The 25,844-nt window shown below is 65.4% G+C and carries 23 protein-coding genes; 8 read left to right on the top strand and 15 right to left on the bottom strand.

Features of this window, described 5'->3' with window-relative positions; translation table 11 throughout:
- Nucleotides 1–118: 118 nt before the first annotated feature.
- The 5 genes from PMI42_RS34100 to PMI42_RS34080 all read left to right on the top strand — a co-directional run bounded on the left by PMI42_RS34100 (nucleotide 119) and on the right by PMI42_RS34080 (nucleotide 4,637).
- Nucleotides 119–2,098: a PAS domain S-box protein gene (locus PMI42_RS34100; RefSeq protein ID WP_240535312.1), complete on the top strand. Its 1,980-nt coding sequence runs from the start codon at nucleotides 119–121 to the stop codon at nucleotides 2,096–2,098.
- A gap of 89 nt (nucleotides 2,099–2,187) precedes the next feature.
- Nucleotides 2,188–2,433, top strand: coding sequence for an Lrp/AsnC ligand binding domain-containing protein (locus PMI42_RS34095; protein WP_008143700.1), 246 nt, complete (start codon nucleotides 2,188–2,190; stop codon nucleotides 2,431–2,433).
- 75 nt (nucleotides 2,434–2,508) lie between these two features.
- Nucleotides 2,509–2,964: a PqqD family protein gene (locus PMI42_RS34090; protein ID WP_240535311.1), complete on the top strand. Its 456-nt coding sequence runs from the start codon at nucleotides 2,509–2,511 to the stop codon at nucleotides 2,962–2,964.
- A complete protein-coding gene (locus PMI42_RS34085) occupies nucleotides 2,961–3,950 on the top strand; it encodes a hypothetical protein (protein WP_008143698.1) in 990 nt (329 codons plus the stop codon). The genes PMI42_RS34090 and PMI42_RS34085 overlap by 4 nt, the downstream gene beginning before the upstream one ends.
- Nucleotides 3,951–3,956: 6 nt before the next feature.
- Nucleotides 3,957–4,637: a glycosyltransferase family 2 protein gene (locus tag PMI42_RS34080; protein WP_008143697.1), complete on the top strand. Its 681-nt coding sequence runs from the start codon at nucleotides 3,957–3,959 to the stop codon at nucleotides 4,635–4,637.
- Here the strand turns inward: PMI42_RS34080 and PMI42_RS34075 are convergent.
- The gene (locus PMI42_RS34075; RefSeq protein ID WP_240535313.1) at nucleotides 4,612–6,261 is read right to left on the bottom strand and encodes a nucleotidyltransferase family protein; all 1,650 of its coding nucleotides are present in this window, start codon (nucleotides 6,259–6,261) and stop codon (nucleotides 4,612–4,614) included. The genes PMI42_RS34080 and PMI42_RS34075 overlap by 26 nt on opposite strands.
- A 124-nt stretch (nucleotides 6,262–6,385) precedes the next feature.
- A complete protein-coding gene (locus tag PMI42_RS34070; protein ID WP_008143695.1) occupies nucleotides 6,386–7,315 on the bottom strand; it encodes a cytochrome c in 930 nt (309 codons plus the stop codon).
- A gap of 153 nt (nucleotides 7,316–7,468) precedes the next feature.
- Here PMI42_RS34070 and PMI42_RS34065 point away from each other — a divergent pair, with 153 nt between their 5' ends.
- Entirely contained in the window at nucleotides 7,469–7,885 is a 417-nt protein-coding gene (locus tag PMI42_RS34065; RefSeq protein ID WP_008143694.1) for a CHRD domain-containing protein, read from the top strand.
- Between the two features lie 72 nt (nucleotides 7,886–7,957).
- On the opposite strand, the gene PMI42_RS34060 is transcribed toward PMI42_RS34065, so the two are convergent.
- The 10 genes from PMI42_RS34060 to PMI42_RS34015 all read right to left on the bottom strand — a co-directional run bounded on the left by PMI42_RS34060 (nucleotide 7,958) and on the right by PMI42_RS34015 (nucleotide 20,930).
- Nucleotides 7,958–8,581 carry a class I SAM-dependent methyltransferase gene (locus PMI42_RS34060; protein ID WP_008143693.1) on the bottom strand — a complete coding sequence of 208 codons (624 nt, stop codon included), beginning with the start codon at nucleotides 8,579–8,581 and terminating at the stop codon, nucleotides 7,958–7,960.
- A gap of 123 nt (nucleotides 8,582–8,704) precedes the next feature.
- Nucleotides 8,705–9,988 (bottom strand): cystathionine gamma-synthase family protein, encoded by a 1,284-nt coding sequence (locus PMI42_RS34055; protein ID WP_008143692.1) that lies wholly within the window; start codon nucleotides 9,986–9,988, stop codon nucleotides 8,705–8,707.
- A gap of 323 nt (nucleotides 9,989–10,311) precedes the next feature.
- Nucleotides 10,312–10,758 (bottom strand): c-type cytochrome, encoded by a 447-nt coding sequence (locus tag PMI42_RS34050; protein WP_008143691.1) that lies wholly within the window; start codon nucleotides 10,756–10,758, stop codon nucleotides 10,312–10,314.
- An 87-nt stretch (nucleotides 10,759–10,845) separates the two neighbouring features.
- Nucleotides 10,846–13,155 carry a xanthine dehydrogenase family protein molybdopterin-binding subunit gene (locus tag PMI42_RS34045; RefSeq protein ID WP_008143690.1) on the bottom strand — a complete coding sequence of 770 codons (2,310 nt, stop codon included), beginning with the start codon at nucleotides 13,153–13,155 and terminating at the stop codon, nucleotides 10,846–10,848.
- A gap of 296 nt (nucleotides 13,156–13,451) precedes the next feature.
- Nucleotides 13,452–13,850, bottom strand: coding sequence for a DUF1127 domain-containing protein (locus PMI42_RS34040; RefSeq protein WP_008143689.1), 399 nt, complete (start codon nucleotides 13,848–13,850; stop codon nucleotides 13,452–13,454).
- Nucleotides 13,851–14,384: 534 nt separating this feature from the next.
- Nucleotides 14,385–15,911 (bottom strand): murein biosynthesis integral membrane protein MurJ, encoded by a 1,527-nt coding sequence (gene murJ, locus PMI42_RS34035; protein ID WP_008143687.1) that lies wholly within the window; start codon nucleotides 15,909–15,911, stop codon nucleotides 14,385–14,387.
- Nucleotides 15,912–16,135: 224 nt separating this feature from the next.
- Nucleotides 16,136–17,323: a DegT/DnrJ/EryC1/StrS family aminotransferase gene (locus tag PMI42_RS34030; protein WP_008143686.1), complete on the bottom strand. Its 1,188-nt coding sequence runs from the start codon at nucleotides 17,321–17,323 to the stop codon at nucleotides 16,136–16,138.
- An 8-nt stretch (nucleotides 17,324–17,331) separates the two neighbouring features.
- Nucleotides 17,332–18,336 (bottom strand): Gfo/Idh/MocA family protein, encoded by a 1,005-nt coding sequence (locus PMI42_RS34025; protein WP_008143685.1) that lies wholly within the window; start codon nucleotides 18,334–18,336, stop codon nucleotides 17,332–17,334.
- A 184-nt stretch (nucleotides 18,337–18,520) separates the two neighbouring features.
- Nucleotides 18,521–19,933: a mannose-1-phosphate guanylyltransferase/mannose-6-phosphate isomerase gene (locus PMI42_RS34020; protein ID WP_035967442.1), complete on the bottom strand. Its 1,413-nt coding sequence runs from the start codon at nucleotides 19,931–19,933 to the stop codon at nucleotides 18,521–18,523.
- 7 nt (nucleotides 19,934–19,940) lie between these two features.
- Nucleotides 19,941–20,930 (bottom strand): SDR family NAD(P)-dependent oxidoreductase, encoded by a 990-nt coding sequence (locus PMI42_RS34015; RefSeq protein ID WP_008143683.1) that lies wholly within the window; start codon nucleotides 20,928–20,930, stop codon nucleotides 19,941–19,943.
- A gap of 216 nt (nucleotides 20,931–21,146) precedes the next feature.
- Here PMI42_RS34015 and PMI42_RS34010 point away from each other — a divergent pair, with 216 nt between their 5' ends.
- Both PMI42_RS34010 and PMI42_RS34005 read left to right on the top strand, forming a co-directional pair.
- The gene (locus PMI42_RS34010) at nucleotides 21,147–22,106 is read left to right on the top strand and encodes a lysylphosphatidylglycerol synthase transmembrane domain-containing protein (protein ID WP_035967437.1); all 960 of its coding nucleotides are present in this window, start codon (nucleotides 21,147–21,149) and stop codon (nucleotides 22,104–22,106) included.
- Entirely contained in the window at nucleotides 22,103–23,122 is a 1,020-nt protein-coding gene (locus tag PMI42_RS34005; RefSeq protein ID WP_008143680.1) for an MraY family glycosyltransferase, read from the top strand. The genes PMI42_RS34010 and PMI42_RS34005 overlap by 4 nt, the downstream gene beginning before the upstream one ends.
- On the opposite strand, the gene PMI42_RS34000 is transcribed toward PMI42_RS34005, so the two are convergent.
- The 3 genes from PMI42_RS34000 to PMI42_RS33990 all read right to left on the bottom strand — a co-directional run.
- Nucleotides 23,110–24,057: an NAD-dependent epimerase/dehydratase family protein gene (locus PMI42_RS34000; RefSeq protein WP_008143678.1), complete on the bottom strand. Its 948-nt coding sequence runs from the start codon at nucleotides 24,055–24,057 to the stop codon at nucleotides 23,110–23,112. The genes PMI42_RS34005 and PMI42_RS34000 overlap by 13 nt on opposite strands.
- A complete protein-coding gene (locus tag PMI42_RS33995) occupies nucleotides 24,054–25,286 on the bottom strand; it encodes a glycosyltransferase family 4 protein (protein WP_008143677.1) in 1,233 nt (410 codons plus the stop codon). The genes PMI42_RS34000 and PMI42_RS33995 overlap by 4 nt, the downstream gene beginning before the upstream one ends.
- 2 nt (nucleotides 25,287–25,288) lie before the next feature.
- The coding region (locus PMI42_RS33990; protein WP_008143675.1) for a polysaccharide biosynthesis protein at nucleotides 25,289–25,844 on the bottom strand (556 nt) is incomplete at its 5' end.

The following is a 25,844-nucleotide window of genomic DNA, read 5'->3' as shown; positions in this document are numbered from 1 at the left end:
TTGAAACCCCCTTGGCCCTTGGCGTCCAGCTCGATGAGTGAGACGTTGACGCTGGAACCGTCCAGCGACGCCAATGTTGCGGGTCGCCCCCGACCCGCAAGCCTATCGGGGTGGAATCATGTGGGCCTACTTCGAACGTCTCCTCGATTCCTCGATGTTCTCGCCGCACGGGATCTGCCTGCTCTGGGAACCCGAGCTGATCTGGCTGCACGTCGTCTCGGACGCCCTTATTGCGCTTGCGTATTTCTCGATCCCGTTCGCGCTCGCGATCCTCGTCACCAAACGGCGCGACCTCAAATTCGGCTGGGTGTTCTGGGCGTTCGCCGTCTTCATCATGGCTTGCGGCCTCACGCATGTGCTGTCGATCTACACGCTGTGGGTACCGGTCTACGGCATCGAAGGCATCGTCAAGGCGCTCACCGCCGTGGCGTCGGTCTTCACCGCGGGAGCACTCTGGCCGCTCCTGCCGAAGATCCTGACCATCCCCTCGCCGTTCGAGCTCCGGCAGGTCCAGGCCGCGCTCCAGGAGGAGGAGACCAAGAACCGGGATGCGGCCCAGCTCCTCGACCAGGTCCGTGACGCCCAGCGCGCGCTACGCGAGAGCATGACGCGCCTCACCGCCGTGGTCGAGACCGCGGTGGACGGCGTCATCCTGTTCGACGCGCAAGCCCGCATTCTCCTGTTCAACCCCGCCTGCGAACGGCTGTTCGGTTATCGCGCCGACGAGGTCATGCATCGCGACATCGGCATGCTGATGTCCAACGAGGAAAGGCCCTCATCGACCGGTCATGCGCGGCGCATCGCAACCGGGGAAGCCGCCGGCCTGCGCAAGGACGGTTCACACTTTCCGATGGACCTGTCGGTCGGCCAGGCGTGGCAGGACGGCGAGCTGATCTATGTCGGCATCGTTCACGACCTGACCACGCGCAAGCTGACCGAGCAGCAGCTTCAGCAGGCGCAGAAGATGGAGACGGTCGGCCAGCTCTCCGGCGGCATCGCCCACGACTTCAACAATCTGCTCACCGTCATCATCGGCAACGCGGAATTCCTCAGCGACCAGCTCAAGGCGCGTCCGGACCTCAGGCGCTTCGCCGACGACATCTGCCAGTCCGGCGAGCGCGGCGCCGAGCTGACCCAGCGGCTGCTGGCGTTCAGCCGCCGCCAATTGCTGCAACCGCGGGCGATCGAGTGCCGCGAGCTCCTGACCTCCATGCACAAGCTGCTCAAGCGCACCTTGCGCGAGAACATCGAGATCAAGACGGCATTCGGCCCCGGCTCCATCCTCGCCTTCGCCGACCTCGCCCAGCTCGAATCCGCCGTGCTCAATCTCGCGCTCAACGCGCAGGACGCCATGCCGTCAGGCGGGCATCTCACGCTGAGCACCGAGCTCACCGCAATCGACGAGCATTATCGCGTCCAGCATCCGGAGGTGCAGTCCGGCAGCTACGCGCTGATCTCGGTCACCGACGACGGCGAAGGCATGACGCCTGACGTCATCGAGCACGCCTTCGAGCCGTTCTTCACCACCAAGGAGGTCGGCAAGGGGTCCGGCCTGGGGCTGAGCATGGTCTATGGCTTCGCCAAGCAATCAGGCGGCCATGTCTCGATCTACAGCGAACCGGGCCTCGGCACGACGGTCCGCATCTACCTGCCGCACGCCGGCGGCGAGCAGTCGCTCGCCGACATCGGGGTGCGCGAGGAGGCGGCGCCCCGGGGCCATGAGACGATTTTGGTCGCCGAGGACGATCCGTTCGTCCGCTCCTCCGTCACGCTGCGTGTGGAGGCGCTGGGGTATCGCGTGGTCGCGGCCGTCAACGGCAAGGAGGCCTTGCAGCTGCTGCGCACCAACCCGGCCATCGACCTGTTGTTCACCGACATCGTGATGCCCGGCGGGATCAGCGGCTGGGACCTCGCCGACCAGGCCCGGCACATCCGTCCCGGCCTGCCGGTCGTGTTCTCGTCCGGCTATGCCCTGGAGACCCTGGTCGAGCAGGGCCGCGCCCACGCGCAAGCGATCGTTCTGACCAAGCCCTACCGCAATGCCGAGCTCGCCCGGCGGCTGCGGGAGGCGTTTGCCGGCGCGCCCCTGCCGTCCTAAAAGCCTCCGGTCAGGGCTGGCAAGTTCGCTTGCCAAGCCCGGTGGGTTTTGGCCTATTAGCCGCCAGATGTGCTTTCGGAGTGACTGCAATGGTTCCCTTTTTCGTCCAGATCAAATGCAAGCTCGGCCAGTCCTACACGGTCGCCAATGCGCTCGCCGAAGCCGAGATCGCCTCCGAGATCTATTCCACGGCCGGCCATTACGACCTCCTGGTAAAGTTCTACGTCGACAACGACACCGACATCGGCCACTTCATCAACGAGAAGGTGCAGGTTCTGCCCGGCATCCAGGACACCCTCACCATCATCACCTTCAAGGCGTTCGGCACGGGCTAGCTGCCTGCAATTGGCGCAAGCGGCGCGGTTCTCGCAGCCGCGTGCCCATGCTAGCGTGTGTTGTCTGGAATTGATGTGAGTACCGAGCAAGTCATGGCCCTCACGACGTCAGTGCCGCTGCTGATCAGCCAGCAATTCGATAGCGAAGTGGTGCTCGCCAACTATCAGAACGGCGTCTACTACAATCTCGAGGGCAGCGCCGCGCAGATCTGGCTCGGCCTCAAGGTCAACCGAACGGTTGAGGAGATCGGCAGCGCCATCGCTGCCGCGACCGGCGGCGATGTGCCGTTCATCACACAGCAAGTGCACGCCTTCGTCGACGGCATGCTGGCCGAAGGCCTCATCGCCGAAGGCGCGGCCGATGCGCGCGATGAGGCCGCCATCGCGAACTGGGCACCAGTGCTGACGGGTGCCTTCGTCGCCCCGGAATTCCAGCGCTTCGACAATCTGCGGGAGCTGCTGCTGATGGATCCCGTGCATGACGCCGGCGAGGAAGGCTGGCCGCTGCGCGAGACCCAAGAATCGAAATGAGAGCCAGCGATCTCATCCGGCAGGAGATCGCGGCGGTCTTCGCCAAAGCATCGGAGCCAATCGAGGCCCGCGCACGCTGCGGCCCGTTCGGCTTACGTCTCGGATTTGCCTCGCAGGCTCTGGCCGGCATGTTCCTGCCGGCCTACATCCAGAGCACGCCCCAGGCGATCGATCTCGACCTGCGCTTCATCACCGCCGCCGACCACGATCTCTCAGCGCTGGTGCCGGAGGCCGCCGAGAAGCCGCGCCTCCTGATCGAGGACGGCATCTATTCGGTATGGCAGCCGGCCGTCATTCCCGTGCTGTACGCGGTCGACCTCACGGCGAAGCGCGGCATCGCCTGGTTGCCTAAGGGCGACGCGCCGCCCTGGATCCGCAGCCGCCCGGCGATCTCGCTGATCCAAGCCATGATGCACGAGACGCCCTGGTGCGCCGTCCATGCCGCGGCCGTCGGCGGCACATCGGGCTTCGCGCTGCTCGCGGGCGAAGGCCACAGCGGCAAGACCACGGCGGCGCTGGCCTGCGCGAAAGCCGGCTGGCTCTATGCGGGCGACGATTTCGTCGCAGTCGACAGCGAGACCGGCCGGATCGAGCCGCTGTTCTGCTCGGCGCGGCTGCGCCCTGCCCTCGTCGACACCTTTCAAGATTTCATCGGCGACACCACGCCGGTCTCCGACTTCAACGGCGAGCCGCGCCACGAACTGAGCCTCGCCGATCTCGGCAACCGCATCGGCGGCGGCAAGCTGCGCGCGACGTTCATTCCCCGCCGGCGCGGCGCCGCAACGCCCGAATTTACGCCGGCCAGACAGTCCGACGCGTTTCGCGCGCTGCTGCCGACCACCGCTTACGAGCTGCCGGGATGGCCGAACGAGATCGCCGCCAAGGTGGCGAGGATCGCGGGCCTCGCGCCGGTGTTCTTCGCCGACACCGGCACCACGCCGATGGAGATACCTTCCGCTTTCGCCCGCCAGCTCGAACGGCTCTGAGGCCGCATGCGCGTCTCCGTGGTCATCGCCGCCTACAACGCCGAGGCCTATATCGCCGAGGCGATCGAGAGCGTGCTCGGCCAGACGGTCCCGCCCGACGAGGTCATCGTCATCGACGACGGATCTACCGACGGCACGCGCGGCATCCTCGATCGCTTCGGCGACCGCGTCATTGTTCTCACCCAGGCGAACAGCGGTCAGGCCGTCGCCGTCAACAAGGGCCTCGCAATGGCGCGCGGCGAGCTGATCGGCTTCTGCGATGCGGACGATCTGTGGACTCCACGCAAACTGGAGATGCAATTGGCGCTGCTCGAACGCGACGGCAGGGTCGAGGCCGCGTTCGGCAAGGTGCAGCAATTCGTCAGCCCCGACGTGCCGGAAGACCATCGCGCGCGCCTCACGCCCGATATCGAGATCATGCCGGGCGAGCTGAAGCAATGCATGCTGGTCCGCCGTACCGCGCTCGACCGGAACGGCCCGTTCGACGAGACGCTGCCCGCGACCTTCTTCATCGCCTGGCTCGGCGGCGCCAAGCAGAATGGCCTCAAGATCGCGCATGTCGACGACATCGTCGTGCGGCGCCGGCTGCACCTTCGCAATGGCGGCCGCACCCATACCGACGCGCAAAATCTGCAGACGCTGATGGCGCTGCGCAAGGCGATCAAGGCGCGGCAACCGCCGGAGTGAACACCGGCACGCCGTTGACCGATACCGACTTCACGAACAGCCCAAGCAGACGGTGGTCGATCGAATGACCGAGGTCCATCGGACGGCCGGTATCCAGCATGCGCAACGCGACGACGATTTTTCGCGTGCCCGAGCCGACGATCTTCGCGTTCAGCGCGATCTTGAACGGCATCGGATCGTTACGTCCCGCAATCAACTGCAAGATATCACCGGCGCCGGCATAGGCCGCGAAGCGAAAGCTCTCCGTGCCCGGCGGCAGGAACGGGATCACCGCGAGCTCGACGGCGGCTGACGCCTGCATCTGTCCGCCGACCGGCACTTCGACGACGGCGAACTGGTGATCGGTCCACCGTCCCTCGTCCTCCGGAATGGAAAAGCCCTGCCCGAACCAGACGTCCTGTCCTCGCAGCGGATGCGTCGCAGCGGCGGCCTGCTGCCAGACCCGTTTGAGGATCGCGTCGTGACGAAGAGGAAAATGCACGGCGCTGGCGTCGAGCGCGGCGATGGCGGCGCCGGGCAGCCTCAGCCAGTCCAGCACGCGAAACGGCCCCTTGAACTGCGCGCGCAGCGAGCCGAAGAAGGCGACCCAAAAATGCTGCCAAGGCGTGCGCTGTGCGCAAGGTACCGCGCGCATCGCGAGCTCGATCGATGTTCCGGGCGGCCCGTCGCGCAACAGCTGCTCGACCAGACCGTCAGGCACGAGCGCCGGCATCTCGCGTGCGACGACGTCGAGCAATTGCGCCGCGAACAGGCCGCCATTGTAGCCTGTCACGATCGAGCGGAAGCGCTCCCAATCGACCTTGTCGCCGTAATTTTCCAGCAGATGAACGACCTCGAGCGCGCGAAAAACCATCTCCTTCTGGTCCGCCGGCTCCGGCCGCATCGCCGCGATCGCCAGCTGCTCGGCAAGGCCCGGGATCAGCACCTCATGGGTCAGCAGCTTCGCCCGCTCGGCGGTCCTGAACAGCTCCTCGGTGAAGCCAGCGTCGTCGAGCCAGAAGATCGCGCGCCAGTGCAGGTCGATGGCCCGGCCGAAGCCGGCGCGCGACATCGCGACAGCATGGATGTCGCGGTCGTAATCGGACTCCGAGAACAGCTCGACCTTCATGCCGTGGCTGCGGAACGAGGCCTGCCGCAGCACATCGATGGCGCGGGGCGCCTCGGCGCGGCGAACCAGGAGATCGTAGTCTCCCGTCATGCGCTTGGCCATGTAGCTCTCGTCGCGCGCGAACAGCGCACCGCCCTTGATCAGCAGCGCGGCGATGCCGGCGCTTGCGAGCGCCCTGTTGGCCTCGACGAGATCGCGGACCCGCGTCGCGTTCGAGAGCCAGACATGCTTGACGACGCCGCGCATCCGCCTGGTGTCGGCATCCACGATGCCGGCCCTGTCGATGGTGGCCACGAGCAGCGGCATGGTCCGGTAGACGATCTCGTCGGCAGCGTCCAGCGGCTCGGAGGCGCGCCAGTCCCGATAGGCGTCGACGGCGGTTTGCCCCTGTCCGAGTGCGGCCCGGAACAGCGTCAGAAAACGCCCACGGAGCACGGTCGGAAGCCTTGCTGTGCCCGTCATCTCAACCGAACGGTTGAGATACGATGCCCGCTGCACCTCGCCCGGCACGATCACGCGTCGCAACGACCGGCACTACTCGTGCAAAGACCAGACAACCCATCGTGACGCAATTCCAATTCCCAACCGGCAGCAAAACATGCGGGTCCGCTCCCTGCGAGTCAATTGGAAAGGGCCGGCCTCAGGCGCCGCCCTCCTTGCGCTTCGGCCGCGGCGGACCGTCCACCGGCGGCAGCGACTTCAGGTAATCCGCCATCGCCGCGATATCTGCTTCAGGCAGTTGCGAGGTGTTCTTGATCACACGCGTCATCGCGCCGCCGACGCTGTCGCCGTCGGGCAATTCGCCGGTCTTGAGGAAATAGGAAAAATCCTTCACGCTCCATTCGGCGAGGCGCTTCTGCGTGATGTTCGGCACCCAACCCTCGCCTTCCGGATTGGGCCCGCCGGCAAAGCGCTCACTGGCGATGATGCCGCCCAGCGCGTTGCGCGGGCTGTGGCATTCGGCGCAATGGCCGAAGCTGTTGACGAGATAGGCGCCGCGATTGAATTGCGACGACTTGGCCCCGTCGGCGACGAACGGCTTGGCGTCCATGAACAGGAATTTCCAGATGCCGACATTGCGCCTGATGTTGAACGGGAAGCCGACGTCGTGGTCGCGCACCTTTCCGGCAACGGCCGGCAGCGTTTTCAGGTAGGCGAAGAGATCGAGAACGTCCTCGCGCCTGGCGTGCTGATAGGACGTGTAGGGAAAGGCGGGAAAATAATGCTGCCCGCCGGGCGAGACCCCGTGCATCACCGCGTTGACGAAGTCCGCCTCGCTCCATTTGCCGATGCCGTCCGTCGGATCGGAGGAAATGTTGGGCGCATAGAACGTTCCGAACGGCGATTTGATCGCGACGCCGCCGCCGAGCCGGAGACGATCGGGCTGGTCGGGAACGGCGTGGCAGGACGCGCAGCCGCCGGCGTTGAAGATCACCTCGCCATTGGCGAGATTTGGCACATGGGCCGGCCCCGCGCCGACAGCGGCGACCACCGGCGCGCTGAGCCACCAATAGATCCCCAAAGCGGCGACTGCTGCGAGCAGTCCCACGAGAATTGTTCGTTGCAACATTCCGTCCATCCACGCGTTGGGTCGAGCCTAAGACCGATGTCCGCGCGGCTCCAGCCACGAAGAATTTAAGCAGTCCCCCGCAGACACGGGAATAAACTGAAACGGCCACTGTTGGGAAGTTAGACTGTCCAACGAGGTCACAGGGAGAATGTCATGAAAAAGACCGTCATCGCCATGATCGCGCTTGGCGCAATTGCCTTTGCAGCCCCCGCCAGCGCCGAAAAGCTGAAAGCCATGCTCGACGGCAAGTCCGAGGTGCCGGCCACGACCAGCAGCGGCACCGGAACGGCCGACCTGGACTATGACGCCGCCAGCAAGAAATTGTCCTGGAAGCTCACCTATTCGGGACTATCGGGCCCCGCCACCGCCGCCCACTTCCACGGCCCGGCCGAGGCCGGCAAGAACGCCGGCGTCGCGGTCCCGATTCCGGGCGCCGCCAACAGCCCGGCCGAAGGCTCGGCGACGCTGACCGACGCGCAGGCCGCCGATCTGCTCGCCGGCAAGCTTTACGTCAACATCCACACCGCGGCCAATCCGGGCGGCGAGATCCGCGGTCAGGTGACGAAGTAGGCGAAAACGCCGCGTCGTCGCGGAAGGCCGGACGCAGGGAGGGAGCGTCCGGCCTTTTCGATTCCGCGTATCTCAGGCGGGGCGCTTGCGCACGGCGACCTGATGACTTTTGAGGATGATCTCGGCATCGCCATGCCAGGCCAGGAAGGTATCGACGGCCGGCGCGACGCGCTCGGCGTCGGGATTATCGGGCTTCCAGGTGTAGTCGTCGATCAGCATCACGCCGCCATCGCGCAGCAGGCGCCAGGCCCCGAGGCAGTCGATCATCACGTCGTCGCGCTGATGGCTGCCGTCGACATAGACGAAATCGAACACCGCATTCTCTTCGCGCAAGCTGCCGAGCGCCCTGATCGAGGTGCCCACGATCTTGCGGAGGCGCGGGCCATGGGCGGCAAGGTTGCGGTCGAAGCGCCCGCCATCGTCTGCGGGGAAGAGGTCGACGCAGGTCAGATGCGCACGCGCGAAGAACGCGAGCCAGAACAACGCCGATCGCCCCTCCTTGGAGCCGATCTCGAGCACCCGGGTCGTCGTATCGCGGATGTCGCTGAACAGCGTGCTCCAGACCATCGTGCGGCCGGCCACATAGTCGCGCCGAAACTCCTTGCCCGCGAAGATGTGCGCGTAGGGGTCCTGCACGCGCGCCAGCTCGACGACCCGCGCGCGAAGCTGTGTCAGCCGGGCGGAGGGATCGTTCATGAGCGGCGGGACCCTGGACGCAGCATGACCACTCTCGGGCGGGAATGATCCCCGCCTGCTCCCATCATTTATCGCATCAGGGCGGCTGCCGGAAGTCCGCCCCGGGCCTCAACTGCCCCGCGCTCAAGCGGCGTTCAGCGCCTGCCCGAGATCGGCGATCAGATCCGAGGGGTGCTCGATGCCGATCGACAGCCGGATGGTGGAATCGAGCACGCCGATTTTCTGGCGGATGTCGGCGGGAACGCCGGAATGGGTCATGGTCGCCGGCAGGCTCGCAAGCGATTCCGTTCCGCCGAGGCTGACCGCCAGCTTGAGGATTTGCAGCGCGTTGAGGAATTGCACGGCCGCCGCCTTGCCGCCGGCGATGTCGAACGAGAAGGTCGATCCCGCCCCGAGGCACTGCCGTGCGAACACGCGCCCCGCGGGTGAAGCCTCATCGTGATGACCGAGATAGTGGACTTTTGCGACCTTGGGATGATCGCGCAGATAGGCCGCGACAAGGCGCGCATTGGCGTCGGCCTTTTCCATGCGCAGGCTCAGCGTCTCCAGCGAGCGGTTGATCATCCAGCAGGAATGCGGATCGAGCTGGGTGCCGATGGCGCCGCGCAGCGCCTTGATGCCTTTCATGATCGCCCTCGCGCCGAGCGCGGCACCCGCGATCAGGTCGGAATGGCCGCCGACATATTTGGTCAGCGAGTACAGCGAAATGTCCGCGCCGTGCTCGATCGGCCGCTGAAACACCGGACCGAGCAGCGTGTTGTCGCAGGCGATGATCGGCGTGTGCCCCTGGGCCTTTCCGATCGCATCGGCGATGCGGCGGATCATGGCGATGTCGACCAGGCCGTTGGTGGGGTTGGCGGGCGTCTCGATCAGGATCATCGAGACCCGGCCCTTGCGCATCGCCTCTTCCGAAGCTTGCTTGACCGTCGCCTCGTCGATGCCATCGGCGAAGCCGACCGCGCCGATCGACAGGCGCGCCAGCGTGTTCGTCAGCAGCGTTTCCGTTCCGCCATAGAGCGGCTGCGAATGCAGGATGACATCGCCGGGACGGACGAACGCCAAAATCGTGGTCGAGATCGCCGCCATGCCGGACGAGAACAGCGCGCAGCTCTCGGTGCGCTCGTAGATCGCAAGCCTGTCCTCGACGATCTCGCTGTTGGGATGATTGAAGCGCGAATAGACGAGGCCCGCCCCCATCCCTTCCGGCGGCTCGCGCCGGCCGGCGACGAAATCGAAGAAGTCCTGGCCGTCATCGGCCGTCTTGAACACGAAGGTCGAGGTCAGGAACACCGGCGGCTTGATGGCGCCTTCCGACAATTGCGGATCATAGCCATAGGTCAGCATCAGCGTTTCCGGATGCAGCATATGGTTGCCGATGTGGGTCTTGGACGGGAACGGTTTGACCATGGCCTGTCTCGCTGTTCTTGCTTCATCGCTCGCCGCGTTTGAGCTTTCGCGGCGATGAAACAATCTGAAGCGGATGCGCTGGTTCCGACAGCTCACGCCAACGCCGCCGCGGTTGGTGTGAAGATAGCTGCTCCGACCGCGCTCCGTCAGGGCTTGCGAACAGAATTCCGGATGCCGGCGCAACAAAAAAGGCGGCTGCTTTCGCAACCGCCCTTTGTTGATCTCCGTCGCCCGGATGGAGCGCAGCGCAATCCGGGACGGGTTTATCAACTCGGACAGGCCTCCCGGATTTCGCTACGCTCCATCCGGGTTACGAACCTCCCTCAGCCGTTCTTGACGCGGAAGGTCTCGTGGCAGCCGCCGCATTCCTTGCCGACCGCGGGGAAGTTCGTCTTGAGCGAATCCAGGTCCTTGATCTTGGCCTTGGCCTCGCTGACGACCTTGGCGAAGCTTGCGATCTTGGCCTGGAAGCCCGCCTTGTCCTCCCACACCTTCGGCGAGGTCGAGTAGTCGCCCTCGGGCTTCATGCCCTTGGCGCTATCCGGAAACAGTGTCGGCAGCTTCTTGGCGGTGTCCTCGAACTGCGCCAGGGCGGTGTCGACCGTGGCCTGGTCGTAGGGCTTCTCGCCCTTGACCATCGCCGCCACCGCGCCGGCGTTCTTGCCGTTGCCCTTCATGAGGACCTGAACCTCCTTGACGGAGTCCTGTTGCGCCCAAACCGCGCCCATGCCGAGCAGCAGCGCACCCCCAACAACCAAAACTCGCTTCATTCGCAAAATCCCTTTCCCTGATGCAGGATCGTGCTGACCCCTCCATGGAGCCAACACCGCTAGGCAGATTTCATTCCATCGAGAATTTCACAGGCTGTGACGGCGATGGTGCTCGTTGATGGCGATCCACACCCGCTCCGGGGTCGCCGGCATGTCGATGTGGTCGATCTTGTACTCGCGCCAGAGCCCGTCGACGATGGCATTGACGACGGCCGGACAGGAGCCGATCGCGCCGGCCTCGCCCGCCCCCTTCACGCCCAGCGGATTCGTCTTGCAAGGGACGTTAGCGGTCTCGAACACGAAGTCCGGACCATCCGCGGCGCGCGGCAGCGCGTAGTCCATGAAGGTCGCGGTGATGAGCTGGCCATCACCGGGGCCATAGACCACCTGCTCCATCAGCGCCTGGCCGATGCCCTGCATGGCGCCGCCATGCACCTGGCCCGCCAGCAGCAGCGGATTGAGCGTCTTGCCGAAATCGTCGACGATCACGTAGTTCACGATCTTGATGATGCCGGTGGCCGGATCGATCTCGACCTCCGCGACATGGGTGCCGTTGGGATAGGTGCCGTCGGCGCTGGCGAAGGTCGCGCTCGCATTCAGCTTGGACGGGTCGGCGCCGGGCCGCTTGGCAATATCTGCGAACGAGATCGAACGGTCGGTGCCGGCGATGCGCACGATGCCGTCGGTGATCTCGAGGTCGCCGGCGCTGGCTTCCAGCGCCTGCGCCGCGATCTCCTTGAGCTTCTGCCCGAGCTCGCGCGTGGCGCGCTCGACGCTGACGCCGCCCGAGGGAATCGAGGCCGAGCCGCCGGTGCCGAGGCCGGTGGCGATCATGGCGGTATCGCCCTGGTGGACGTGCACGCGTTCGGGCGCAACGCCGAACTGCTCGGCCACGATCTGCGCGTAGGCGGTCTGATGACCCTGCCCGCTCGACTGCGTGCCGATCAGGACGGTGATGTCGCCATTGGGGTCCATCCGCACATTGGCGGTCTCCTCGCCCATCGTGCCGCAGACCTCGACATAGCTCGCAAGCCCAATGCCGCGGATCAGGCCGTTCTTTTTGGCCGCCTTGGCGCGCTTTCCAAACTCCTTCCAGTCGGCGATTTCCATCGCGCGCTTGAGATGCGCGGCGAAGTCGCCGGAGTCATAAACCTTGCCGGTTGCGGTCTTGTAGGGCAGCGCCTTCGGCTGAATGAAGTTCTTGCGGCGGATCGCATCCGGCGTCATGTCGAGTTTTCGCGCGCAGGCGTCGACCAGACGCTCGATCACATAGGCGGCCTCGGGCCGCCCCGCGCCGCGATAGGCATCCACCGGCACGCTGTTGGTGAAGATGGTGCGCACCCGGCAGTGGAACGCCTGGATGTCGTAGAGGCCCGGCAGCATGCCCGCGCCGCCATGCGGAATGTAGGGCCCGAAGGTCGACAGATAAGCGCCCATGTCGCCCATCAGGTCGCAATCCATCGCGAGGAATTTACCGTCTTCAGCCAGCGCCATCTTCGCGGTGGTGACATTGTCGCGGCCCTGCGCGTCGCCCATGAAGTGCTCGGTGCGGTCCGCCGCCCATTTCACCGTCTTCTTCAGTTGCTTTGCAGCGACTGCCAGCAAGGCGTATTCGCGGTACGGAAACAGCTTTGTGCCGAAGCCGCCGCCGACATCGGGGCAGATCACGCGCATCTTCTCGGTCGGGATCTTGAGCACGTTCTGGCACAGGATATCGCGCAGCCGGTGGCTGCCCTGGCTGCCGACGGTCAGCGTCAGATGATCGTTCTTGGCGTCATATTCGCAGACGGCTGCGCGCGCCTCCATGAAGCTTGCGACGACGCGCGGATTGACGATGGAGATCTCGGCCACCGCATGCGCCTTGGCAAAGGCAGCATCAGTCGCCGCCTTGTCGCCGATCGCGACGTCGAACAGCACATTGCCGGCCTTGTCCGGCCAGACCTGCGGCGCACCCTTTTTCACGGCGTTGACGACGCCGGTCACGGCCGGAAGCGGCGACCACTTGACGTCGATCGCCTCGATCGCGTCACGGGCCTGGTCGATGGTCTCGGCGACCACGAAAGCGATGGAATCGCCGACATGCCGCACCTCGTCCCTGGCGAGGATCGGATAGGGAGGCCCCTTGAACGGATCGGTCTCGAGATTGAACAGGCACGGCAGGTCGCCGAGATCGGCGACGTCGGCCGCGGTCAGAATCAGCGCGATGCCGGGAAGCCCGCGGGCGCGGCTCGCATCGACGGTGAATTTGGCATGCGCATGCGGCGAACGCAGCATCAGGCAGCGCAGCGCGGCCTGCGGCGCATAATCGTCGGTATAGCGGCCCTTGCCGCGGATGAGCGCGTCATCCTCCTTGCGCAACACGCTCTGGCCGACGCCGAACTTGATAGGGGCTGCCATTTGATCTCCACGTCCGCATGGTTGTTTTGCCGGCATATTGCCGTGGAAAAAGTGGCAAGGCAAACGGGTTTAGGCTGGCAGGGTCCGCGAAACATTGTCCGGTGCCCTTGCGCTTCGGAGCGGGCTCGATCCGAAGGGTCGCAGCGCGGTTATTTCCCTGTGAAGATCGAATCCCCCCAGATGCCTTCAGCACGCACCATCCCGGCCTCGCACTGCAGCGCACACCTGAAAAACAAGCGGCCGTAGTGACCGCCGCTTGTTCTCAGAGCGCATGTCCACGTCTCGCAGTTGATCATCTACATCCCACCGCGGCTCAACAGATACCGCGTGTTGTCTCTCAGCCTGTCTATCGACCGCTGGGGTGTGAGGCCGTCGACCTCGCCACGCGTCAGGCCGATATCCAGCAGCTCCCTGTCGCTCAGATCCTGCAAGGCGAGCCGTGGGCTCCGGCGCCGCTGCCGAAACGCAAGCCAGGACCGCCTAAGCAGGCCGAGGACGCTTGGCGTCGATGCGGCCTCTGGACCAGCAGCGTTCTTTGCCGACAAGGCGTCGTCCAGCGCCGCCGCAGACGCCTTGAGACGTGCTGCCAAAGCCTGGTCGACCGCGCTCTTCGCCGACACGATGGAGAGGTTGAGGTTACGCCTTGCGGCGTCGCCCTCGATCCCGGGGGAAATACTCGTCAGTTGAGGTGGCATCGGATGCTCCTGCTGTTGTGCCGGCAGGGAGCGTGGCCAAACAAAAGGCCCCGTCCGATGCCGGCGGGGCCTGGTGGAAAAGGTGTCGTCGTCGAATTGCTAGCGCACGACTCCTTCCACGGCCCGGCCGAAGCGGGTCATGTGGTTGAAGTTGATTTTGCGCGAGCATTTGGACATGAGGAGGCCATTAGCACGGCAAGCGCGGAGAATCAAGAGATGCGCGGACGTGGGTTGCATCCTGAAGGCGAGCGCTTCGTTCCGGCGCGTTCGTGTTCTTACTTTGCATCCGGCGCGGGGATGCCGGTCAACTCGTAGCCGATGCCCTTCCAACCGCACTTGCGGCACGCGACGGTCGCTAACTCCCCCAAGCCAGACTCTTCCGGATACTCGACCTCAACGCTGTGACAGTTCGGACAGCAAAGCCAAGCTGAGCCAAGTCGCTGAACGATTTTTTCCCAAGCCATCGGATACTCCTTCGCTTCCTGGGTCGAGCTCGCCTCAGTTGGCGGCTTCTTTCAACCCATTCATGCACGCCTAGCCGCGCACCAACGAGACCAGCCACTTGCGGCCGAACAGGACGAGGATCGCGAGCGCATAGACGATCGTGCCGCCGACGGCGAGCATGACCAGCGTCAATTCATCGTGGAAGCGCATCGAAGCCAGGGAAGAGCCGCTGACGCGTGCGATCATCCAGAAAGCAGCAGCCAGGATAATCCCGGTCAGCAGGAATTTCGCGAGTGACGCCAGCCAGGCGCGATCCAACACGACAAAGCCTCTCCGCACGGCGAAGAACAGCACCAGCAAGAGATTGGTCCAGATCCCGACGGCGGTCGCCAGCGCGAGGCCGATCTGGGCAAGCGTCCCCATCAATGCGAACTTCAGCGCGACATTGACGGCGATGCCCGTCAGCGAGGCGCGAACGGGCGTCGCGGTGTCCTTGCGCGCATAGAAGGTCGCGACTGCGCTGCGGATCAGCACGGCCGGGATCAAGGCAATCGCATAGGCCGCGAGCGTTGCGCCGGCCGCGGCGGCGTCCGCCCTGGAGAAAGCGCCGTGGGCAAACAAGGCGCGCATGATCTCGTCAGGCACGGTAATGAACGCAGCGACGAACGGCACCGAGAACAGCAGCGTGAAATCGAATGCGCGGCGTTGCGACCTCATCGCACCGTCAGGGTCATTGGCCGTCAGCCGGCGCGACATCTCGGGCAGCAGTACGGTGCCGATGGCGATGCCGATCACGCCGATAGGCAACTGATACAGCCGGTCCGCGTAATACAGCGCCGACAGCGCGCCCGCGGGCAGGAACGTCGCAATGATGGTGTCGGCGAACATGGCCACCTGCGTGCCCATCGAGCCCAATGTGGCTGGTCCGAGCGCCTTGAAGAAGCCGCGCACATCTTCGTCGAGCTTGAGCGGCGCAAAGCGCGGCAGGCCGCCATGGCGAGCAAGATCGCCTGCCAGCAGAAAATATTGCAGGAAGCCCGAGATCAGGACGCCCCAGGCCGCTGCATGGCCAGCGGTCGGAAACCAAACGGCCACAGCCAGCGTCATCATCATCGCGACGTTGAGGAAGATCGAGGCGGCCGCGGCGCTGGCAAAGCGCTGCATCACGTTGAGCATGCCGCCATAGAGCGTCACCAGCGTGATCAGCAGGAGATAGGGAAAGGTGATCCGGGTCAGCTCGATCGCGAGCTTGCGCTGCTCGGCATCCTCACTGAAGCCGGGCGCAAGCAAGCTCATGGCCTGCGGCATGAACAGCCAGGCGACGATCAGCAGCACCACTTGTGAGGCGAGCAGCAGCGTGAAGATGCGGTCGGCAAACAGTTTTGCCGCCCCCTCGCCCTTCTCGCCATGGACATGCGCATAGGCCGGCACCCAGGCGGCGTTGAAGGCGCCCTCGGCGAAGATCGCGCGGAAATGATTGGGCAGCCGCAGCGCCACGAAAAAGGCGTCGGCGACGGGGCCGGCGCCGAGGATCGCCGCGAGCATGATGTCGCGGGCAAATCCCGTCAGCCGCGAGAGCAGCGTGTAACCACCAACCGTGAAGATGCGTCCGAGCATGCGTCTGTTTTAGAGACTTATCGAACAGAGGTCGATTGCATCTTGCGGTGCGCATTGCTGCGCCCTCTCCCCTTGCGGGAGAGGGCAGCACCGTCATTAGACATGAGCTCACCAGGGTGAGGGGTATCTCTCAGCGCATTCAGTGCGGAGAGATACCCCTCACCCGTCTCGCCGCTTTGCGGCGAGCCACCCTCTCCCGCAAGGGGAGAGGGAAGAACGGCGAATCAGCCCGCAATCGCGCCGCGCACGGCCGCGATGACTCGCTCCTGTTCGGCTTCGGTCAGATAGGCGTGCATCGGCAGGCTGATGACGTCCTGCGACAGGCTTTCGCAGCCAGGCAGGCCGCCGTCGGCGACCGGATACTGCTTGTAAGCGGTCTGCTGATGCATCGACTTGCCGTAATAGATCGCGGTCGGCACGCCCTGGGCCTTCAGCGCGGCCGCAAAGCCGTCGCGGTCAGTGCCTTTGGGCAGGCGGATGGTGTACTGCGCCCAGACCGAGGTGTTGCCGGGGCTGAGGCGCGGCACGGTGACGACATTCGACAGGCCCCGCGCGTAGCGCTCCGCAACCCTGTTGCGGGCGGCGATCTCGTCGTCAAAGATCTTCAGCTTCTCGATCAGCACCGCCGCCTGCATGGTGTCGAGCCGGCCGGTCAGGCCGAGGCGGACGTTGTCGTATTTGTCGACGCCCTGCCCGTGCACGCGGATGCTGCGCAGCGTGGCCGCGAGCTCATCGTCATCGGTGAAGATCGCGCCGCCGTCACCAAAACAGCCGAGCGGCTTTGCGGGGAAGAAGCTGGTCGTCGTGGCGAGCCCGAAAGTGCCGAGCTTGCGGCCCTTGTAGCTGGCGCCAAAGCCCTGCGCAGCGTCGTCGATGACGAACAAGCCTTCGGCCCTGGCGATCTCGGCGATGGCATCATGGTCGGCGGGCTGGCCGAACAGGTCGACCGGAATGACCGCAACGGGCTTCAGACCGGCCTTGCGGGCGGTCGCGATGCCGCGCTTCAGCGACTCCGGGCTCATGTTGAAAGTCGTCTCGTCGACATCGACGTAAACAGGGGTAGCGCCCATCCGTGCCGCCGGCGAAGCGGTCGCGATGAAGGTGAACGACGGACACAGCACGGCATCGCCGGGACCGACATTCTTCGCCATCAACACCATCAGAAGCGCATCGGTGCCGCTGGCGCAGCCGATCACGTGCTTGGCGCCGGAATAGGCCGCGAGCTGCTTCTCGAGCTCGGCGACTTCGGGGCCGTTGACGAACTGGCAGTGATCGAGCACGCGCTTGACGGCGGCATCGAGGGAATCACCGAGCCGGCGGCGCTGCGAGGCGACGTCGATGAAGGGAATGGGTTCGGAACGAAGATGCTGGTTCATGGCCTGATTCTTGGCGCCTTCTTGCGTGGTCGGCATGGAAAGGATCAGCCGGCGATGCGGCGCGGGCCCTTGCGGGCGGGCGACGTCGCCGCGGGCCGCGACGGTGTTTCGAGACACTGCGTGGCGATCTCGAGGCTGGCGACGCCTTCGTCGCCGGTGACCGCCGGAATCTCGCCGTGGCGAACCGCCTTGAGGAACGCGATCAGCTCGGCGCGGAGCGGCTCGTCATGGCCGACGGGCAGATGCCGCATCGAGTAGCTGCCGTCCGGCTTGAAGCCGAAGCATTCGGTGACCTGGCGCGTGAGCAGATCGCCCATCACGTATTTGCCGCGGGTCGCGACCGTGACGCTGCGCGCCTTGAACGGCGTCAGCCAGTTGGTGTTGATGTGCGCGAGCACGCCGTTGGCGGTGCGGAACTGCAGGAGCGCGATGTCCTCGCGCTCGGCGACCGCGCTCGACAATTGCGGCTGCACCTCGACGATGTCGGATTCGGTGAACCAGCGGATCAGGTCGATGTCGTGCACGGCCAGATCGATGACGACGCCGACATTGGACATGCGCGGCGGGAACGGGCCGACGCGCGTGATCGCGATGGAGAGGATGTCCTCGCCAGCGATCGCCTGCTTGACGGCGGCGACCGCCGGATTGAAGCGCTCGACATGGCCGACCATCAGCGTCACGCCGGCCTTTTGCGCGGCGGCGACGATCTCGCGGCCTTCCGCGACCGTGGAAGCGATCGGCTTCTCGACCAGCACGTGGATGTTCTTGGCGATGCAGGCGAGCGCGACCTCGTGATGCAGATGGGTCGGCGCCGCGATGGTGACGGCGTCGACGCCTGCGGCGAAGAGCTGGTCGATGGTCTCGAAGCCCTGGCAGCTGGCAAGCTCGATGGTACGCGCAAGGTGCGCCGGCGACGGATCGACCACGCCGACCAGGGTGACGCCGGGAAGGCCCGCAAGCACGCGCGCATGGTTGCTGCCCATCACGCCCGCGCCAATGACGCCGACGCGCAGGCCGGCCTTTGCCGGTTGTGACCCTTTGGAACTCATCTGAGCAAACCCCGATTCAACGCAAATCCCCGGGCCGCTTCTAGCACGGGTGCCACATTTGTGGCGAATGCCGGCCAAACTGACCGGACACGATTTGATTCAAAAAGTTACACGTTCCCCGGGCCTTAAGTGGCTGAAAGATACCGCTCTTTCGGCCCGGGTCGCGTGATTCGGAGCCTGCTGGTTACGACCTTTGATAGTCGTCTTCAATCCGGATGATGTCGTCTTCCCCGAGATAGGAGCCGGTCTGGACCTCGATCAGTTCCAGCATGATCTTCCCGGGGTTCTCCATCCGGTGCACCGCGCCCATCGGAATGTAGATGGACTCGTTCTCGTGCACCGTCTTCACGGTCTCGTTGACGGTGACGCGGGCAGCGCCGCGGACCACGATCCAGTGCTCGGCACGATGGTGATGCTTCTGAAGCGACAGACGCCCGCCGGGCTTCACCACGATGCGCTTGACCTGGTGGCGCTCGCCATTGTCGACGGACTGGTAGCTGCCCCAGGGCCGGTGCACCTTCAGATGCTCCTCGGTGACCTTCGGCGCGACCGCCTTCAGCTTGGTGACGAGACGCTTCAGGCCATTGGCATCCTTCTGGCGCGAGACGAGAACGGCATCCGCCGTCGCCACCACGACGAGATCGTCGACGCCTTCGAGCGCGACCAGCGCGGAATCGGTGGTGACATTGCAGTTGCGGGAGTCTTCGAACACCGCACTGCCATGCGAGGCGTTGCCTTGCGCGTCCTTCTCGGACAATTCCCACACCGCGTGCCAGGAGCCGACGTCGGACCAGCCGCAGGAGACCGGTACCACGGCGGCACGCGAGGTCTTTTCCATCACGGCATAGTCGATCGAGATCGCCTTCGCAGCAGCAAACGCCTCGGGCTCCAGCGTCACGAAGCCGAGGTCGCGGCCGGCATTGGTGACGGCATTGGAGATCGCCTCCACGCTTGCCGCGTCGACCTTGCGGTATTCGTCGAGCAGCAGGCTGGCCGGGAACATGAAGTTGCCGCTGTTCCAGAGATAGCCCGAATTGACGTAGTCTGCCGCCTTCACCGCATCCGGCTTCTCGACGAAACGCGTGACCGCACGCACTTCGCCCGAGATCACATCGCCCGGGCTGATATAGCCGTATTCGGTCGCCGGCCGCTCCGGCTTGACGCCGAAGGTGACGATGCGCCCGGCGCCGGCGGCGGTGAGGCCCTCGCGGCACGCCGCGACGAAAGCGGCATTGTCCTGCACGACGTGATCGGCGGCGAGCGCGAGCACGATCGCTTCACTCGAACGGTTCTGCGCGAACACGGCGCCGGCGGCGATCGCGGGGCCGGAATCGCGGCGCATCGGCTCGAGGATCACGTCGGCCTCGATGCCGATCTCGGCGAGCTGCTCCAGCACCATGAAGCGGTAGGACGCATTGGTGATCACGATCGGACGATCGAACAGCGAGGTATCCGAGACGCGCAGCAGCGTGTCCTGGAAGGTCGAGCGCGTGCCGAACAGCGGCAGGAATTGCTTGGGGCGCACCTCGCGCGAAGCCGGCCACAGCCGCGTTCCGGCACCGCCGCACATGATCAGGGGGATAATGCGTTTGTCCATCGTCATCTCAAACCTTGAAGTAGTCCCGATACCAGGTGACAAAATTACGAACCCCGAGCGCGATCGGCGTTGACGGTGCAAAGCCGGTATCCCGCATCAGGTCCTCGACATCCGCGAACGTTTCCAAAACGTCTCCCGGCTGCATCGGCAGCAATTCTTTGATCGCCGTCCGACCCAGCTCCTGCTCCAGAAGCCCGACGACATGCATCAGCTCTTCCGGGTGGTGGTTGCCGACATTGTAGACCCTAGACGGCGCATTTGCGGCAGCCGGGTCATCCGCAGGCACAAGATCAATGAGTTTGGACACTACACGGGTGACGTCGTCAATATAGGTAAAATCGCGGCGCATTTTGCCATGGTTAAAGAGCCGGATCGGCTGCCCCGCCATGATGGCGTTCACGAACAGAAACAGGGCCATATCAGGCCGTCCCCACGGGCCGTAAATGGTGAAGAAGCGCAAGCCGGTGACCGGGAGCCGGTAGAGGTGGCTGTAGGACTGCGCCATCACTTCGTTCGCCTTCTTGGTCGCGGCGTAGAAGCTCACGGGATGGTCGGTGCGATCCTGCACGGCAAATGGCAGCTTTGTGTTGGCGCCGTAAACGGAGGATGACGAGGCGTAGACGAGATGACGACAACCATTGTTGCGGCAGCCCTCCAGGATGTTGAGAAAGCCCTGGAGATTGGAATCGGCATAGGCCTGCGGCTGCTCGATCGAGTAACGCACGCCGGCCTGGGCTGCGAGATGCACGACCTTGGCGAATCCATGCCGCGCAAACAGCGCCGCGATGGCCCCGCGGTCCGCGAGATCGGCCTTGACGAAGGAAAAGCGCGAATCCTGTTGCAGCAGTTCCAGACGCGCCTGTTTCAACGCCGGATCATAATAGGTGTTGAGATTGTCGAGCCCGACGACCGGCCGGCCTTCGGCGAGCAGCTGCCGGGCGACGTGAAAGCCGATGAAGCCGGCGGCCCCCGTGACCAAAATCGCCTGATCCGTCATCCTGTTCCCAAGGGATCCCTAAAGCTGGCCGAGGAGCCTCTTTAGCCGGTATCGTGGGGCCCGCAATAGCCCTGCTGGCGGTCATAACGACCGTTCATGACCAGCCCTGATAAGCGCTATTGCAAGATCGGCGCCAAAACCATACCAAAGCGGCCGAATTCGACGCCCTGCGTCGGGTTGCCTCAAATCTTTGCAAACCCTGATCATACGGGCGAGATGCGCCGAATCCTGCTGTCGACGGCCAAGATCCTGATTTCCGCGGCGCTGCTCTATCTGGCGCTGCGCAAGGTCGATCTGACCGAATTATTGTCGCGCTTCACCGCGACCAGCCTGTTCTGGATCGCCATGGCGATCGCGGTCACGTTCCTGCAGATCTTCGTCGGCGTGCTGCGCTGGCGCGAGATCAGCGCCGCATGCGGCGCGCCGCTCGAGCTCGGCCGCGCCATGCGCTACAACGTGATCGGCGCCTTCTTCAACCAGACCCTGCCGTCGGCGATCGGCGGCGATGCGGTGCGGCTGTGGCTGGTCGCGCGCGCCGGCGCCGGATGGCGTGCGGCCACCTACTCGATCTTCGTCGATCGCGCCATCGGCCTCGTCGCGCTCGCCATCGTGATCGTCGCGAGCCTGCCGTGGAGCTACGAGCTCATCACCGATCCGCACGGCCGCTCGGCGCTGCTGCTGGTCGATTTCGCCGCGCTCGCGGGCGGCCTCGGCTTCCTGGTCTTCGGCGCGCTGACATGGCCGTGGCTGAAGACCTGGTGGGCCACCCATCACATTCACGCCTGCGCCGTGATCGCCAACCGCGTGATCTTCAACGCCAGGCGCGGGCCCGTCATCGCGGTGCTGTCGCTGCTCGTCCACGTGCTCGCCGTCGTGATCGCCTGGTGCGTGGTGCAGGCGATCGCGGCTCCCGTCAGCTTCGGCCAGATCTTCCTGCTGATTCCGCCGGTCATGCTGATCACCCTGATGCCGATCTCGATCGCCGGCTGGGGCGTGCGCGAGGCGACCATGGGCCTCGCCTTCGGCTTCGCGGGCCTTGCCGCGAACGAGGGCGTCAACATCTCGCTGCTGTTCGGCGCGGTCTCCTTCATCGTCGGCGCGTTCGGCGGTCTCGTCTGGATCCTCAGCGCGGAGAAGGCCGCGCAAGGCTCCGCTCCGCTCGGAGTGCCGGAGTGAGCCCGGCGACCGACGCGCTCGCCGCCATGCCCTCGCTGCTTGGCGTTGCGATCGCCGCGCTGATATCGGCCGTCATCACCTGGATCAGCCGCCCCCTGCTGCAGCGCTACGCGCTGGCGCGGCCGAATGCGCGGTCCTCGCATCGCGTCCCGACCCCGCAAGGCGCAGGCATCGCGGTGATCGCGGCGACGCTTGTCGTCGCAGCCGTGTGGGCGACACTCGCGCATGTCGCGATCCCCCCCGCATTGGTCATTGCAACGATCGTGATCGCGCTGGTCGGATTCGCCGACGATATCCTGTCCCTGCCCGTGCTGCTGCGGCTCGTGCTGCAGGCCGCCTGCGTCGGCGCGGTCGTGTTCACCGCGCCGGAAACCGCGCGCATCGTGCCGGCGGTGCCGCTCGCCCTGGAGCGCGGCCTCATCCTGTTCGCCGGAATCTGGTTCGTGAACCTCGTCAACTTCATGGACGGGCTCGACCTCATGACGGTCGCGGAAGTCGTGCCGGTCACCGCGGCGCTGCTGCTGCTGGGATGGCTCGGCGATCTCTCGTGGCCGGCCGCGTTGATCGCCGCGGCGCTGTGCGGGGCCATGCTCGGCTTTGCACCGCTCAACAAGCCGGTCGCGAAAGTGTTCCTCGGCGATGTCGGCAGCCTGCCGATCGGCCTTCTGCTCGGCTGGTGCCTGCTGGAGCTCGCCTGGCACGGGCAGCCGGCCGCGGCGCTGCTGCTGCCGGCCTACTATCTCGTCGATGCCACCATCACGCTGTTTCGCCGCATCGTCAGGCGCGAACAATTCTGGTCCGCGCACCGCTCGCATTTCTACCAGCGTGCGACCGACAACGGGTTCACGGTCCCCCGCGTGGTCGGCGAAGTGTTCGCGCTCAATCTCGTGCTGGCGATGCTGGCCGTGATCACCGCTCGCGCCGGCTCGATGCCGGCCACAGTGCTCGCGCTGCTGGCCGGCGCGGTTGCGATCGCAGTCGTGCTGCGCCGCTTCTCCCGCCCTCAGGCCTCCTGAGCCGACAGCGCGAGCCGCAGGCCCTCGTCGAGCGACACCTGCGGCTGCCAGCCGGTTGCGATCGCCTTGGACAGGTTGAGCTCGAGCGAGCCGATCAGACTGTCATGCGTATCCTGCCGGCCCATCACGCTGAACAGCGTGCCGAGCAGGTCCGGTGGCATCCTGAACAGACGCGGGCTCTTGCCCGACGCCCGCGCCAGCCGCTCAATGAATTCGGGGGTCGAGACCTGCTCCTTGTCCGCCACCAGAAAGATCTCGAAATTGCTCGCGGGATCGGGATTGGCGATCCGGCGCAGGATGAACGACGACAGGTTCTGCACGGCGAGGAAGGCGCGTTGATTGCGGATCGCGGCAAAGGGCAGCGGCAGCCCCAGGCTCACCGCCCGCGTCAGCAGCGCGAAATTGCCCTTGGCGCCGGCGCCATAGACCAGCGGCGGCCGGATCACCGAGATCTTCATGTCGCTGTCGCGCGCCAGCGTCCTCAGGCCCGCTTCGGCGGCGGCCTTGGACATGCCATAGAGGCCGCGCGGCGTCAGGATGTCGTTCTCGCTGAACGGCGCACGCCCCTCGTTGCTGCGGCCGTGCACGAGCACGGTGCTGACGAAGATGAACTGGCGCACGCCTGCCGTCGCCGCGCAGCGCGCCAGGTGAAGCGTGCCGGCGATGTTGACGTTGCGGTAGAGCTGGACCGCATGCTCCTCGTGCTTGTGGTGCACGCGCGCAGCCAGGTGGACGACAGCGTCGACCCCCTGGAGCGCAGCCTGCCAGTCGGTCTCGGGGCCAATCGATTCGATCACGACCTCGTCGTCCCGACCTTCCGGGCTGCGAACCGCGCGGCGGATCGACCATCCCTCGCGTGCCAGCGCCGGCGCGACGTGACGGCCGACAAAGCCGCTCGCTCCCGTCACCAGCACGACCGGTTTGCGCTCGCTCATCGTTGCTCCGAAAGGTCCGGGTTGCGCAACAATTCGTCGATCAGACCGGCATAGGCGTTCATCGCGGTCGTCCGGTCGAACTTCGCAGCCGCCCTCACCGCGCGCTCCGCAAACGCGCCGCCGTCGGATCGGGACGCCGCACGGATCGCGTCGGCGAGCAGATCGGCGCGGCCCGGCGTCACCACCCAGCCGAGCCCGTTCTCCACCACCGTCAACGCGGCCTCGGCCTCCGGTTCGGAGACCAGCACCACGGGACGGCCGACCGCCAGCAGATTGTAGAACCGGCTCGGCACCGACACCCCCGCAACGTCCTTCCGGTACGGAATGATCCAGAGATTGGCAGACGCCAGGAACGCCTCGAGCTCGGCATCCTCGACCCGTCCCACGAAGGAGACATTGGCGAGGTTCGCATCGGCCTGCAACTGCTTCAGCCGCTCGAAGCCGATGCCCCAGCCGGACAGCAGGAAGTGGATGTCCACCTCGTCCTTCAGAAGGCGCGCGGCCTCGAACACGATCTCGGGATCATGGGTGAAGCCGAGATTGCCCGACAGGCCGACGATGAAGCGCGCCGCAAGCTTGTTGCGAAACGGATTGTCCGGCGACAGCGGGCGCGGCGCGGGCACGAGCGTCGCCCAGTTCGGGATGAAGCGGATCTTGTTCCGCCGCATCCCGGAATAGCTCAGCAGCGGCCGCTCGGCGTCGCGGCCGATGGTGATGACCGCATTGAGCGCACGGAACATCAGGCTGTTGGCAAACCGCATCGTCCGCGTCACGATCGAGCCTGATTTCAGCAGGCCCGCCATCACCAGCACGTCGGGGAAGAGGTCGTGCATGATCAGCGCCGAGCGCGCGCCCTTGAGCCGTGCCGCCGCCGCCACCGCATAAGGCAGCATGAACGGCGCGGTGACGGTCAGCACGACGTCGCCTGCCCTGAGCTCGCGGATCAACGCGAAGAAGGTGCGCGCAGCGAACAGCAGCTCGGACAAGCCACGCCGCACCAGCGCCGCCTTGCCCGCGATCCGGTTCTTGACCGCAACGATGCGCGGCTTGCCGGGACCCGTCAGCGACGCCGGCAGTGCACCGGGCCAGCCCGACAGCACCACGACCTCGTGAGCGGCGGCGAGACGGCAGGCGATCTCGGCCATGATCGCAGCCGTCGTGCTCGTATCCGGCGGGTAATGCTGGCTCGCGACGACGATCTTGCCAGCGATCTTGCCTTGAGATTGCATGGTCAGGCCGCGGTCGACCCGAATTCCGGGACCGCATCCTTCAGGATGGTCCTGATCGTGGCGCGATCGTCGCGCGCGATCGCCTGCTCGAGCGCCGCGATCCATTTGCGCTGCGTCTGCATCGGCGGCTCGTTCGGCTGTGCCGCCATGATGCCGGCGACGCCGATCTCGCGGGTCGGCTCCTCGGAGGCGAACAGGATCTCGTGCAGGCGCTCGCCCGGCCGCATGCCGGTGAACACGATCTCGATGTCGTAGCCGGGCTGGAGGCCCGAGAGACGGATCATGCGTTCGGCCAGATCGACGATCTTCACCGGCTGGCCCATGTTGAGCACGTAGACCGAGACGTCCGGACGCTGCGTTCCCAGCGCATGCGTCGCCGCCGTGATGACGAGATCGCAGGCCTCGCGGATGGTCATGAAGTACCGGACCATGTCGGGATGCGTCACCGTCACCGGGCCGCCCGCCTCGATCTGTGCCTTGAACTTCGGCACCACCGAGCCGTTCGAGGCCAGCACGTTGCCGAACCGGACCGAGATCAGCCGCATCGGCGGCTTGCCG

Origin of the sequence: Bradyrhizobium sp. YR681 (genome assembly GCF_000282615.1) — a bacterium.
In the GTDB taxonomy this organism is placed as follows: Bacteria; Pseudomonadota; Alphaproteobacteria; order Rhizobiales; family Xanthobacteraceae; genus Bradyrhizobium.
The sequence above is the reverse complement of the archived record's forward strand: the minus strand, read 5'-3'. Positions and strand labels throughout refer to the sequence as shown.